Annotated in this window: 11 protein-coding genes; 5 read left to right on the top strand and 6 right to left on the bottom strand. The window is 71.3% G+C overall.

Annotation, left to right across the window (positions count from 1 at the left end; all coding sequences use genetic code 11):
* Positions 1-125 precede the first annotated feature (125 nt).
* Complete coding sequence (locus tag ACIRJP_RS27805; protein WP_404179589.1) at positions 126-1,685, top strand: NCS1 family nucleobase:cation symporter-1; 1,560 nt, start codon at positions 126-128, stop codon at positions 1,683-1,685.
* On the opposite strand, the gene ACIRJP_RS27800 is transcribed toward ACIRJP_RS27805, so the two are convergent.
* The 3 genes from ACIRJP_RS27800 to ACIRJP_RS27790 form a co-directional block, all read right to left on the bottom strand.
* Positions 1,648-2,424 carry a hypothetical protein gene (locus ACIRJP_RS27800; RefSeq protein WP_404179586.1) on the bottom strand — a complete coding sequence of 259 codons (777 nt, stop codon included), beginning with the start codon at positions 2,422-2,424 and terminating at the stop codon, positions 1,648-1,650. The genes ACIRJP_RS27805 and ACIRJP_RS27800 overlap by 38 nt on opposite strands.
* Positions 2,425-2,708: 284 nt before the next feature.
* Complete coding sequence (locus ACIRJP_RS27795) at positions 2,709-3,734, bottom strand: nucleotidyl transferase AbiEii/AbiGii toxin family protein (protein WP_404179583.1); 1,026 nt, start codon at positions 3,732-3,734, stop codon at positions 2,709-2,711.
* Complete coding sequence (locus ACIRJP_RS27790; protein ID WP_404179581.1) at positions 3,731-4,459, bottom strand: hypothetical protein; 729 nt, start codon at positions 4,457-4,459, stop codon at positions 3,731-3,733. The genes ACIRJP_RS27795 and ACIRJP_RS27790 overlap by 4 nt, the downstream gene beginning before the upstream one ends.
* Before the next feature lie 196 nt (positions 4,460-4,655).
* Between ACIRJP_RS27790 and ACIRJP_RS27785 the strand changes: the two genes are divergently transcribed.
* Both ACIRJP_RS27785 and ACIRJP_RS27780 read left to right on the top strand, forming a co-directional pair.
* Positions 4,656-6,131: an amidase gene (locus tag ACIRJP_RS27785; RefSeq protein ID WP_404179578.1), complete on the top strand. Its 1,476-nt coding sequence runs from the start codon at positions 4,656-4,658 to the stop codon at positions 6,129-6,131.
* A 101-nt stretch (positions 6,132-6,232) separates the two neighbouring features.
* The gene (locus tag ACIRJP_RS27780; RefSeq protein WP_404179836.1) at positions 6,233-8,740 is read left to right on the top strand and encodes a SpoIIE family protein phosphatase; all 2,508 of its coding nucleotides are present in this window, start codon (positions 6,233-6,235) and stop codon (positions 8,738-8,740) included.
* Between the two features lie 33 nt (positions 8,741-8,773).
* On the opposite strand, the gene ACIRJP_RS27775 is transcribed toward ACIRJP_RS27780, so the two are convergent.
* A complete protein-coding gene (locus ACIRJP_RS27775; RefSeq protein ID WP_404179575.1) occupies positions 8,774-9,838 on the bottom strand; it encodes a biotin/lipoate A/B protein ligase family protein in 1,065 nt (354 codons plus the stop codon).
* 260 nt (positions 9,839-10,098) lie between these two features.
* Here ACIRJP_RS27775 and ACIRJP_RS27770 point away from each other — a divergent pair, with 260 nt between their 5' ends.
* Both ACIRJP_RS27770 and ACIRJP_RS27765 read left to right on the top strand, forming a co-directional pair.
* Entirely contained in the window at positions 10,099-11,169 is a 1,071-nt protein-coding gene (locus ACIRJP_RS27770) for a 3-oxoacyl-ACP synthase III family protein (RefSeq protein ID WP_404179572.1), read from the top strand.
* The gene (locus tag ACIRJP_RS27765; protein ID WP_404179569.1) at positions 11,166-11,585 is read left to right on the top strand and encodes a nuclear transport factor 2 family protein; all 420 of its coding nucleotides are present in this window, start codon (positions 11,166-11,168) and stop codon (positions 11,583-11,585) included. The genes ACIRJP_RS27770 and ACIRJP_RS27765 overlap by 4 nt, the downstream gene beginning before the upstream one ends.
* A gap of 30 nt (positions 11,586-11,615) precedes the next feature.
* Here ACIRJP_RS27765 and ACIRJP_RS27760 read toward each other — a convergent pair whose 3' ends face one another.
* Together ACIRJP_RS27760 and ACIRJP_RS27755 are read right to left on the bottom strand one after the other, a co-directional pair.
* Positions 11,616-11,870, bottom strand: coding sequence for a twin-arginine translocase TatA/TatE family subunit (locus ACIRJP_RS27760; RefSeq protein WP_404179566.1), 255 nt, complete (start codon positions 11,868-11,870; stop codon positions 11,616-11,618).
* The gene (locus ACIRJP_RS27755) at positions 11,870-12,904 is read right to left on the bottom strand and encodes a sporulation protein (RefSeq protein WP_404179563.1); all 1,035 of its coding nucleotides are present in this window, start codon (positions 12,902-12,904) and stop codon (positions 11,870-11,872) included. The genes ACIRJP_RS27760 and ACIRJP_RS27755 overlap by 1 nt, the downstream gene beginning before the upstream one ends.
* Between the last annotated feature and the right edge of the window lie 328 nt (positions 12,905-13,232).

Below are 13,232 nucleotides of genomic sequence, written 5' to 3'. Positions count from 1 at the left end.
CGTACTCCCCATGGCTGTCCGCACCCCCGTCCCCGACCGCCGCTTCCCGCTGCTTCTCGCCGTTCCTCGCCGTTCTCGCACTCCGCCCCGCACGGCACCGTTCCCGAGCGAAGGGTCCAGCCGCCATGACATCGTCCGTCCCACCGGTATCACCCGTTCCACCGCAGGACCCGATACCCGACCCCTCGGGCCGCGTCGAACTCGCGCCCGGCGCCGTTCCCACCGACAACCGGTTCGTCAACGAGGACCTGTTGCCCGTGCCGCTGGAACGGCGCCGCTGGACGACGTACAACTTCACCGCGCTCTGGGTGGGCATGGCCCACAACATTCCGTCCTGGCTGCTCGCCTCCGGCCTGGTGGCCCTCGGCATGGACTGGAAACAGGCCGTGTTCACCATCGCGCTGGCCAACCTGATCGTGCTCGGCCCCATGCTGCTCACCGGGCACGCCGGACCCAAGTACGGGATCCCCTTCCCGGTGCTGGCCCGCGCCTCCTTCGGGCTGCGCGGCGCCAATCTGCCCGCCCTGATCCGGGCCGCGGTGGCCTGTGCCTGGTTCGGCATCCAGACCTGGATCGGCGGCGTCGGCATCTTCACCCTGCTGGGTAAGATCTTCGGCGGCTGGGCGAAGGCGTCCGAGATCGGCGGCCAGCCGTGGACGCTCTGGCTCTGCTTCGTCCTCTTCTGGGCGCTCGAACTCGCCATCATCTACCGGGGGATGGATGCCCTGCGGCGGTTCGAGAACTGGGCGGCACCCTTCGTCATCGTCGGTGCCGTCGTGCTGCTGGTCTGGATAGCCGTCAAGGCCGGCGGCTTCGGCCCGCTGCTCGACCAGCCATCGAAACTCGGCTGGGGCAAGGAATTCTGGCCTGTCTTCTTCCCCTCGCTGATGGGCATGATCGCCTTCTGGGCCACACTCTCGCTGAACATCCCCGACTTCACCCGCTTCGGGGCCGGCCAACGTGCCCAGATCCGGGGCCAGTCGCTCGGCCTGCCGACCACGATGACGCTGTTCGCCCTGCTCTCGGTCCTGGTCACCTCCGGATCCCAGGCGGTGTACGGGGAAGCCATCTGGGACCCGGTCCAGCTGGTGGCGCGGACCGACAACGTCTTCGGGCTGCTCTACGCCCTGGTGACGGTGCTGGTCGCGACGGTCTCCGTGAACATCGCGGCCAACGTCGTGTCACCCGCCTATGACCTCGCGAACCTCGCGCCCCGGTTCATCAACTTCCGTACCGGCGCACTGATCACGGGCGTCGTCGGCGTCCTCATCATGCCGTGGAAGCTCACCGAGACCCCCGAGCTGTACATCTTCACCTGGCTCGGGCTGGTCGGCGGACTGCTCGGCACGGTCGCGGGCATCCTGATCGCCGACTACTGGATCGTCCGCCGCACCGTGCTCGACCTCGCGGACCTCTACCGCCCCGGTGGCCGCTACTGGTACACGAACGGCTGGAACTGGCGGGCGGTCGTGGCGTTCGCCGTCGGCGGCGTCCTCGCGATCGGGGGCTCCCACTCCGCCCCCGGGGCGGGCCCGTTCCCGGCCGACGGCCTGATCCCGTTCCTGAAACCGCTCTCGGACTACGGCTGGGCGGTCGGGCTCGCCTCGTCGCTCGTGCTGTACGTGGTGCTCAGCGGGCGGTCCGGCGTCACACCGGCGAGGACGTACGGCCCAGCAGGGCGCTGATGTCGTACGTCTGGTCCGGCGGCGGCGTGGTCGTGGGCACCGGCTTGTCGAAGGCCGAGAAGCCCACGACCGCGTCCGCCCCGCGGCCCTGAACGGTGATCTTCAGGGGGTACGGCTTGCCGGTGGCCGCGACGTACGTGGTCACCGTCCGGTCGTCCCGCACCCTGGTCACCGGCACCACCGGAGCCCCGTCGAGCGTGGTCTTGTGGCCCTTGTTCAGCGTGCCCCGGTCGTTGTCCGCGTTGTCGCTGATCAGCTTCCGGAACGTGTCCAGATCGCAGCCGTTCGCCAGATCGCGCAGCCGCGGGTCGTCGGCCGAGCCCTTCATGTAGCGCCCGTTCAGGATCGCGGCGAAGGCCGAACCACCGCCCGGGACCTGGTTCTTCCAGAAGTTCGCATCCGGCTTGACCCAGACTTCGTCACCGCGCTTCACGATCCGGACCGATCCCTGGCTGTGGCCCAGATCCACCGATCCGTTGCAGTTGCCGTCCCGGTCCAGGGTGAGCTCCAGAGTCATCGGCGGGGTGTCGTCCCCCAGCTCGCCGCGGGCGCTCAGGTGCAGGGAGTGGGTGCTCAGGAGGGCCTCACGCGAGCGGTCCGCGATCTGCTGCGCGGAAAGCTTGTCGATGCCGTTGTCCGCCTGTGCCGCGCCGCTGCCCAGGACGCTTCCGCCGGTGATTCCCAGCACGACGACCGCCGCCCAGGCGGCCCGGCGTGTGCCCCTGTGTCGACCGGTCACGTCGCCTCCCTGGTAGTGCCCATAGGGCCCGTACAGGTGCCATCCGATTGCCGTACGACCCTTCCGAGCGTACGCCGGGGCGGACGCGGTTGCGCGGCGGAGCGCACTCCCGAGGACGCATACGACACATACACAGTGTGAGGTTTTGCCTCGCTTTGAGCCATGGAGTGGTGGGCCGCGCACTGTGCCGGCATCGGCGAGATCACCGTCCAGCCGCAGGCCGCGCAGGCCGCACCGGCACATCCGCCGGTGCGGCCGCTGCGGCGCCCCGGGCCACCGCGGTGCTACGGAACGCTCTGCCCCAGCAGTCGTGGCAGCGCGGTGGCCAGCCGCTCCCGCAGATGGTCCGGTCCGCCTTCCACCCACGGATGCCCGGCGTGGAACGCGGACCAGTCCACCAACCAGTCCAGCACCGCCCCGGGCGTGAATCCCGGCGCGTGCGGCCCCAGGACCGTGCGCAGCAGGCGGGGCGACAGACGGGTCGCGTGGTGCTCCGCGAGCAGTACCGCGTCGTACAGGTCCTTGGCCCCCGACCGGCCCTCCGCCTCCTGGTCCTCGGCGAGCCACAGCAGCTTCCAGGCGAGCGAGAGCCCCGGGCTCGCGGTGCGGACGGGTGTCGGGGGCCCGCCGTCGCCGCGCGGGCAGGCCGTCCACCCCGGAGCCTGGGGGAGCCGTTCGTCCTGGGCGAAGTCCATTCGCAACTCGCCCGGCGGCAGCCCGTTGGCCTCCCAGGGGACGACGACACGCACCCCCGGCGTCTCGTACGTCCGGTACATCCATGTGCCGTCCGGCTTCACCCGGAGCGGATCGATGCGAATCCCCTCGGACAATTGCGGGCCGGCTGCCAGTGCGGCCACGACCTCCGCGGCGGGGGAGGCCGGGGGATCCTTCTCCTCGGCCTCGATCCAGTGCAGCCCCTCCGGCGCCGGCACCGGCCGGGCACCGCCGGTGTCATGGCACTCGCCGTCCGTCGGCAGCTCGGGAGCGGCCGCGCCGTGCGCGGCCTCCGGCCACTGCTGGACGGCCTCTGTCGAGTTGACGTAAGGGTACGGATCGAGGCCGTCGACGAAGTCGTCCTCCGACGGCTCCAGCACGATCCAGTCCAGGTCGGCCGGCTCCCGCGCGGCCGCGCCCACCCAGGCCTGGAGCGGGACGCTGCCGCGCAGGACCAGACCGTCGCCCCAGGCCGACTCGGCGATCACGCGCAGCAGATGGTCCTGGACGGTACGCCGGGCGGCCCGCCAACGCGGCGCGAGCGACGGGTCGTCGTACTCCGGCTCCCCGGGGAAGGGGCGGTCGTCCGCGCTCACAGGGAGACCCCGGCCCGCACGTCCAGCCAGCCCGCGTCCACCGCCGGATGGTCGTCGTGCACCACGAACTCCTCCTCGATCTCCAGCACTTCGAGTCCGGCGGCGGCCAGCCCGCCCAGCAGCGCGTCGAGCTCCGCCCTCGCCTCCGCACGGCCCACCGCGTGGCAGCGCTGTGTGACGAACCGCTCGTGGCGTCCTGGACCGGTCGTGCGGCGGGCATTGCGCGACAGGCGCGCGCCGTGCCGCCCGGCCACCGCCCGTGCGACGGCGAGCTGCGGCTCACCGGTCAGCAGCAGCTTGACATGATGCTCGAAGTGGCAGTCGGGAGAGAGCGCGGCGGCCTCGTCGGCCGTCCGCGGTATGTCCTCGTTCCACGGAGCGGCCTCGATCTTCACGCGTATGACGGCGAAACCCGCGGCGCGCAGCTCGGCCGACCGGAGCCCGGCGGCGGCCCGCTGACCGGAGAGCGATCCCCGTCCCCGTTCTGTCAGCATGGGCTGATCGGGCGTGGCACCCCGGTCCAGGAGGATACGGGTGAGCTTCAGGCCGTTGAGCTCCGCCCAGCACCCCAGCCGGTCGGCCTCCCGCGCGTCCCGCGTCCCGTCGTCGGCGCGGGGATCGAGACGCACCGTCAGATGCGTCTCGAACTCGCCCTCGAACTGCGCTTCCACGGCGCCCTCCAGCAGTACTTTCTCGCTGTCCTCTTCCGCTGCAGAACGTAGCAAGCGGCACTGACACTCCCCGGATGCGACCGGGCACTCCCCGAGCGCGCGTGGGACGTGCCTCGGCCCGCTTTCCACCGAACGGTTGAGCGGAGTGCTCATTCCTCATTACCCTCCGGTAAGTTCGTTCGGGAGTACCAGGCGCGTGGTGCACCGGCCCTGTGCGGGTGTCCTCAGACACGAGGAAGGCGGTCAGCCCATGTCCTCAACGGAAGCGGTGGAAACCACCGGACCGGCCGGACCGGCCGGACTGGCCGACAGCGCACGGGAGCTGGCCGAGGGCCGCACCACCTCGGCCGAGCAGGTGTCCGCGGCGCTGCGCCGCATCGAAGGGAGCCAGGCCACCCTCAACGCCTTCCGGCACCTGCGTGCCGAGGCCGCGCTCGCCGAGGCCGCCGAGGCCGACCGCCGGCTCGCGGCGGGGGAGCGGCTGCCGCTGCTCGGCGTACCGGTCGCCGTCAAGGACGACACGGACGTCGCCGGGATGCCGACCTACTTCGGCTGCGACGGCGATCTGCCGGCCGCGACCACGGACAGCGAGGCCGTGCGCCGACTGCGGGCTGCCGGGGCGGTGATCGTCGGGAAGACCAACTCCTGCGAGCTGGGTCAGTGGCCGTTCACCGAGGGCCCCGCCTTCGGTGCCACCCGCAACCCGTGGCACACCGGCCACACACCCGGCGGCTCGTCCGGTGGCTCCGCCGCCGCGGTCGCGGCCGGTCTGGTGCCCGCCGCGCTCGGCTCGGACGGCGCGGGGTCCGTACGCATCCCGGCGGCCTGGACCCATCTCGTCGGTATCAAACCCCAGCGCGGCCGGATCTCCGGTCACCCGCACACCGACGCCTTTCAGGGCCTGACCGTCAACGGACCGCTGGCCAGGACCGTCGCCGACGCCGCACTGCTGCTCGACGCGGTCGCCGGTGCCCACCCCGACGACCAGCACCGGCCGCCGCCCGTCGCCGCCGCGGCCGCCGCCCGCCGCGACCCCGGCCGGCTGCGTATCGCCCTCGCCTGGCGCCCCCCGCTCACCCTCACCGGCTCCGCACCACACCCCGATGTGCGCCGGGCCGTCCTCGAACTGGCCGAGGCCCTCGCCCGCCTGGGACACGACGTCGAGGAGGCCAGGCCACGGTACGGGCTGATCGGCCTCGGGTTCGTCCCCCGCGCCACCGCGGGGATCGCCGAACTCGCCGCCCGCCACCCCGACCCCGCACTCCTCGACCCGCGCACCCGCAGCGCGCTGCGCACCGGCACCCGGCTCGGCGGCCGGGTGGTGCGGGCCGCCAGGGAGCGCGAGGTGCGCCAGCACCGCAGGATCGGCGGGTTCTTCCGCCCGTCCCGCGCCGGCGCCGGGTACGACGTGCTGCTCACCCCGACGACGGCCCTGCCGCCGCCACCGATCGGCCGTTTCGACGGGCTGAGCGCCTGGCGCACCGATCTGGCGATGACCGAGGCATGCCCGTACGCCTGGCCCTGGAACGTGCTGGGCTGGCCCGGCATCAACGTCCCGGCCGGGTTCACCGCCGACGGGCTGCCCGTAGGGGCACAGCTGCTCGGCCCGTCCCGCAGCGAGGTACGCCTGATCTCCCTCGCCGCCCAGCTGGAGGCCGACCGGCGCTGGTACGAACACCGGCCCCCGGCCCCGTCCGCCCGGTCCGGGCCGGGCACGGTGCTCTGACCGCCTCCCGCCCCCGCCCGGCCGCGGCCCTCCCCGTCGTCGCTCGCACCTGAGCGCGGGAGGCGGGATCATGGACAAGGAGCGGATGGGTGGTGTCAGGTATGGCGTGTGCAGGCCCGAAGCCGGAGCCCGGCGAACCCTCGCCGCCCCGCACACCCCGGCACTCCCACGACACGGCGAACGACGCGACCGCGGTGGTCGCCGGCAGCGGAACCGTCGTCGGCTGGACGCACAGCGCGCAGGAACTGCTGGGCTACCGGGCCGCCGAGGTGGTCGGGCGGTCCGCCGGCTTCCTGCTCGCCATGCCCGAGGATCCGGTACGGGTGGCGGGGATCGCCGAGCGCTGCCGGGCCGGCGTGGGATGGCGCGGCGTCGCGCACGTGCGGCGGCGCGACGGCAGCCGGATCGAGGTGGACCTGCGGGTCTCGGCCGCGTTTCACCTGGATGGCCGTGAGTGCTTCCTGGTCTCCGGAAGCGAACGACGGCCGGAGTGGATGATCGGGCAGTCCGTGCTGGACGCCTTCCTGTCCGGTTCACCGATCGGCGTGGCGGTGATGGACCCGGATCTGCGCTACGTCTGGATGAACGACACCCTGGAACGTTTCGGCGGCGTCCCGCGCGAACAACGGGTGGGCCACCGGCTCAGCGAGGTGCTCCCGGGGCTGGAGACCGAGGCCATCGAGACGCTGATGCGCGGTGTGCTGGACACCGGGGTTCCGGTCATCGACTACGAGTACCTGGGCTGGACCTGGGCCGATCCGCGCCGCCAACGCGCCTACTCCACGTCGTACCTCCCGCTGACCGACAACGAAGGCGTGGTCACCGGCCTCTGCTACATGGTCCTGGACGTCACCGACCGGTGGAACGCCCAGCAGCGCCTGGCCCTGGTCAACGACGCCGGAGCCAGCATCGGTTCCACCCTGGACGTGATGCGCACGGCTCAGGAACTGGCCGACTTCGCGGTGCCGCGATTCGCCGACTTCGTGATGGTCGACCTGCTGGAGCCGGTCGCCAGCCCCGGCGCGCCCGGCCCGTGGCCGCTGGGCACGGGGCTGTCCGGTCAGGAGCTGGTCCGCTCGGGTGCCTTCAGCTCTGCCCGGCCGAGGATGCGCCGTGCCGGGATGAGCTCGGTGCGCGAGGGCTGTCCGGAGGCGATCCGCCGGGTCGGGGACCCGGTGGACTTCGTGCCCCCGCCCCACGACATGCGGTACCTCATCGACGGCGAACCCCTTCTCATCCCGGTCCTCGATCCCGACGACCATCTGTGGACGGCCGAACAGCCCGCCAGGTCGGCGAGCATCCGCGAGTACGGACTCCATTCCGTCATCTGCGTACCCATGCGGGCCCGTGACACCGTGCTCGGACTGACCACCTTCGTACGGTCGTTGAATCCCGCATCCTTCGAACCGGAGGATGTACTTCCGGCGCGCGAGATGGTGGCGAGGGCCGCCGTATGCGTGGACAACGCCCGCCGCTACACCCATGAGCACGCTGCCGCGCTGACCCTCCAGCGCAGCCTGCTCCCGCACACACTGCCCGGCGGAATGACCCTGGACGTGGCTTCCTCCTACCTCCCGGCGGACGCCAAGGACGGTGTCGGCGGCGACTGGTTCGACGTGATCCCGCTGTCCGGCGCCCGGGTCGCCCTCGTCGTCGGCGACGTCGTCGGCCACGGCATCGCCGCCGCGGCCACCATGGGCCGGCTTCGCACCGCGGTGCACACCCTCGCCGACATGGACCTGCCGCCCGACGAACTCCTCGCCCACCTCGACGACCTCGTGCTCCGGCTGAGCGACGAGGAAACCGAGAGCGGGGAGCAGGGCACACCCGTACTCGGCGCCACCTGCCTCTACGCGGTCTACGACCCGGTCACCCAGCGCTGCACCATGGCACGCGCCGGTCACCCGCCACCCGTCGTCGTAGCCCCGGACGGCCGCATCACCTTCCTCGAACTGCCCGCAGGGCCGCCCCTGGGCCTGGGCGGGCTGCCCTTCGAGACGGCCGAGACCGAACTGCCCGAGGGAAGCCTGATCGGCCTCTACACCAACGGCCTGATCGAAGGCAGGGACCAGGACCCCGAACTCGGCATGTCCCGCCTCGGCGGCGCCCTGGCACAGCGCGGACTCTCGCTCGACGCCCTGTGCGCGGCGGTCGTGGAACAGCTGGTCCCGGTGCCCCAGCCCGACGACGTGGCCCTGCTGCTCGCCCGGACCCACGAGCTGAGCGCGGATCACATCGCCTCCTGGGAAGTGCCCGCCGAGCCGGCCGTCGTCGCCGGTGTCCGGGCCTGGACCGCCCGCCAGCTGAGCGCCTGGGGTCTGGAGGAGCTGGAGATGACGACCGAGTTGATCGTCAGCGAACTGGTCACCAACGCGGTGCGCTACGCCAGCGGGCCGATCCGGATCCGGCTGCTGCGCCAGTCCGTCCTGATCTGCGAGGTCGCCGACACCAGCAACACCTCGCCCAGGCTCAGGCACGCCCGTACCACGGACGAGGGCGGCCGCGGGCTCTTCCTCGTCGCCCAGCTCACCCGGCGCTGGGGCACCCGCTACACGGCCGAAGGCAAGATCATCTGGACCGAGCAGGAACTGCCGACGCCGGGTGCCTGACACCGCGACCGGCCTCACGGCACCCGACCGGTCTCACGGCACCCGGGCGGTCCATTCCTCGGTGCCGAATTTCGTCCGCACCAGCTCCTGCGCACGGGCCATCTCCTGCGCTGTGACCGCACCCGTGGCCAGCCCGTAGCGGTCGCGGAAGGAGGCGATCATGTTCTCGATCACCTGCTCCCGGGCGAGGCCGGTCTGACGGCGGAGCGGGTCGACGCGCTTCTTGGCGCTCTTGGTGCCCTTGTCGGACATCTTCTCCTTGCCGATCCGCAGCACCTCCAGCATCTTGTCCGCGTCGATGTCGTACGACATCGTCACGTGGTGCAGGACGGCTCCAGGGCCACCGTCGGGGCCGACGATCCGCTTCTGGGCGGCGCCGGCGATCTTTCCGGCCTCGGTGGCGATGTCGTTGAGCGGCTGGTACCAGGCCTTGATGTCCATGTCGCCGAGCGCGCCCAGCACCCAGTCGTCGAGGTAGGCGTAGCTGTCGGCGAACGACAGCCCGGAGACCAGCGACTCCGGCACGGACAGGGAGTAGGTGATCGTGCTCATGGGCTCCACGAACATGGCCCCGCCGCCGGAAATACGGCGCACCACGGTCATGCCGTGCTTCGCCGCCCCATCAGGATCCACCTCGTTGCGCAGCGACTGGAAGCTGCCGATGACCACGGCGGGCGAGGCCCATTCCCAGACCCGCAGCGTGGGAGCCCGCCGTCCGGCGGCCACCTCGGTGGTGAGGACCTCGTCCAGTGCCATGTGCAGGGCCGGGTGTTGCGGTTCGGTGTGCACCAACTGCCAGTCGTAGTCGCTCCACTCGGTCGCACGGGCCAGCGCTCGCCGAACAGCGATGCCGACGCCCTCCGCGGTCAGTCCGAGCATGACGGTCGACTCCGGCAGACCCGCCGTGATCCGGGCCGCCAGCCCTGCGGCGTCCGTCGAGGACGGGGCACCCTCCAGGGCCCTGTTGATCGAGAGGATCGCCTCGTCGGGCTCCAGGAAGAAGTCCCCGGCGACGCGCACGTTGCGCAGTACGCCTTCCTCGACGTCCAGATCCACGACGACAAGCTTGCCGCCGGGCACCTTGTACTCGCCATGCACGGTTTCGTTCCCTTCCGGTGTGCGGCGTGGCCCCTGCGTCTGTTGCTCCGACATGGGGCAGAAGCGCACATACTGTGCACCGCACTTTAGACCTTGCCCTGCCGGCATGCCGCGGCCCCCGGCACCCTTTCCGGAGCGGGCGAGCCAGGGGAGCCGGAACCGGCCGGCCCACCGCCCGTCCGTCTCTAGCCTTCTGCCTCCCGCCTCCCGCCTCCCGTCCTAAGACCACCGTAAGTCGGCCTTTAGACACGCTCCGCACGATGACGCCGGGAGCCCATGAACATCTGAGGAAGGACCGCGATGGAGATCCCGGACATCCATATACGCTCGGTCGGAAGCGCTCTTCCCGGCCCGCCATCGACAACTCCGCCCTGGCCCGCCGCTTCGGCATGGACGCGCTGTGGGAGCAGTGGGTGGACGCGTTCATCGGCACCCGCTCCCGGCATCTGGCGATCGACCTGGACTCCGGTGAACTCGCGGTCTCCCTCGCGGAGCTGGCAGCGGAGGCGGGCAGCCGCGCGCTGGCCGCGGCCGGTCTTGAGCCCGGTGAGATCGATGTGCTGGTCATGGGAACCGCCACCCCCGACCAGCTGATGCCGGCCACCGTCAATCTCGTCGCCGACCGCCTAGGCATCAACGACGTACCGACCTATCAGCTGCAGTCCGGCTGTTGTGGCGCCGTGCAGGCACTGGACGTCGGCCGTCGGATGCTGCAGTCGGCCGGGCACACCAACGCACTGGTGCTCGGCGGTGATGTGTGTGCCCAGTTCTTCGACCTGGACGCCGACCTGATGAGCCTGCGGCCGGAGGAGCTCGTGAACGCGGTGCTCTTCGGGGACGGTGCCGGGGCGGCCGTGCTCACCACCGAGCCGGCCCCGGGGCGTCCCGTCATCCGCAGGGTGCTCAACCGGCTCATCGGGCTCGGGCAGCAGCCGGGACAGGTCCTGCGCTGGTACGGACCGGCTCAGGGCAAGCCCCCCGAGGGGGCCGGGGTCGCCGAGGACTACAAGGCGATCGAGGAGCGGGTGCCCACGAAGCCGGCTGGACGGGGCGGGACGAGGACGGCTACCGCACCAAGGACGGCGGGCTCGGACAAGTCCCCCGGTGAGTATCTCGGGGCGGCCTCCTGGCCTCCCGCCGGTACCACCGAGGTGCCGGTCGAGGAGCTCTACGCCCAAGGGAGGGTGGGGCTTGCGGACGGACAGCAGTCGGCGCCGCGGGAGCGGGGTAGCGGCCATCGGGCCACACTCTGCGAGTGTGGCAGCTCCGTCCGCCCTTACCCCCGAGGTAATCGACGCCCCGTCAGCGACCTGACAGTCTGGGGCACATGAGGCCCACGGACACCGCCGACGCCACCCGTGCCACCGTTCAGAAGTTTCTCGGCCTCCGCATCGCGGGGGACACCGAAGGGCTCACCGCGCTCTTCGCCGACGACGTCGACTGGCTGCTCGCCGAGAACCCCGCGGTGCCCTGGATCCGACCCCGCTCCACTGCCGCCGAATGCGCCGCCCAGTTCGTGGAGTTGGCCGATCACACCGTGCCGGAGGACGCCCGTGCGTCCATCGACACCTTACTCGTCGACGGAACCGACGCCGTCCTGATGGGGCATCTCGCGGGGACCGTCCGTGCGACCGGAAAGTCCTTCGAGGGCCCCTTCGCGCTGCGCCTCACCGCCGAGGGCGGCCGGATCACCCGGCTCCATCTGTACGAGAACAGCCTGTCGATCTCGCAGGCGTGCACGCTCTGATGGGGCCGGGCGCCGGCCGGACCGGCGGTCCTATCTGCCCCGGGGCTGCTGCCCCGTATCCGGTTCCGGGGATCCGGCGTCCTGACGGCCGACGGTCTCGCCGCGGATGACGCGGGGCGCCCCCGCCTCACCTTCGGCGCCCTTCGTCCCCTTCATGGCCTTCGCCTCGGCCTTGAGGATGCGGGCCGACTTGCCCGCGGAACGGGCCAGATCGGGGAGGCGCTTGGCGCCCAGAAGGACTATCACCACGATCAGGATGATCGCGATCTCGCTGATTCCGAACATCAGTCGTCACCACCCTCGTCATCGCCGTCGTCGTTGTCGCCCTCGAAGAAGTCCCCGGCCTCGTCCACGACTTCGGCGGCGACCATGCCCCCGACGACGCCGACCGCGAGCCCGGCCGCACCCACCGCGACGGCCGTTCCCAGGCCCGGTCCGGAGCGGTGACCGTCGTGGTGATGCCGGTCCTCGTGGTGCCCGTGACCGTTGCCGTGGTGCCCGGCGTACGGGTCACCGTGCCCGTACGCGGAACCCGCCGCGTACGCCGACCGGTGCTCGATCAGCTGCTGGAGCCAGCCTTCGACGAGCGCCCGCCAGTCCTGATGGTCGATTCCGTCGTGCGCGACCGTGAACCGGGTGAGAGCGTCGTGCCCGTCGGAGAACAGCCCGCCGCGCCTGTCCGCCTCCAGGACCACCTCCATGCCGCCCGCGGTGGCGAGGAAGGTCACCTCGATCTCGTCGACCGCGTGCGCGTAATGCGGCGGCGGGGTCAGCTCGATCTCCTGGTAGAAGGGGAGTTGCTGGCCGGTGCCGCCGATGCGGCCGTACTCCAGATCCGCGGACCGGAAACCGGAGCCGAGCTGTCCGAACGCCTCGAGGATCGCCTCCTGCACCGGCAGTGGGCTCACGGCGAGCCGGTCGAGATCACCGTTGTCCTTGGCCCCGGAGACCGACAGCTCCGTGTGCACGCCGAGCACGATGCCGAGGCTCTGCCCGTACAGCTCGGTGATCGGCGTCTCCCACGGCACCGTGACCGTGAACGGAAGGCTGAGCAGCTCACCCTCGGCCAGCCGGAAGCCGCCGCCGACGATGAAACGCTCGAAGGCCACTACGCGCTCGTCCTCTCCCTCCTCGTGCTCTGCCTCCACCTGCGCGACGAGCTCCAGCGCGATGTGGTCGATGTCGAAGTCGGCGCTGCCACCCTTCAGATGGACCTGGCCGGACAGGGGGCCGCCGGGAGCGATCGCCCCGGTGGTGAGGACGGTGTCGACGGTTGGGCCGCCCACACCGAGCGAGCCGAGCAGTCGTTTGAACACCATGGCGGCGTCCACTCCCTTACGTGCGTACGAGGGTACGAGGGAGCACGGGAAACACCGAGGGGGCTCCCGTGCTCTACAGACGTGTAGAGCATAAAGCTGGTCGCCGGGCTTCCGGAGCAGGGAGGGCCCGGTGGGCGGGAAAGTCCGAAAAGGATCGCTCAGACGGTCCGGGCAGCCGCTTGACGAGCGCGTTTTGCCATGCTTTTACTCTGGCCGCGCTGGCGCTCGCGGCAGCAGGCGAAAAACGGTCCGGGGCCGTGGGGGGGGGGGGGGCCACACCGCCCCCGCCCCGGGGGTGGGGGGGTTTGGGGGTTGGGGGCGCTGAGGA

This window comes from Streptomyces sp. NPDC102437, assembly GCF_044765565.1.
Classification (GTDB): domain Bacteria; phylum Actinomycetota; class Actinomycetes; order Streptomycetales; family Streptomycetaceae; genus Streptomyces.
This window is presented reverse-complemented; position numbering and strand designations above follow the sequence as displayed.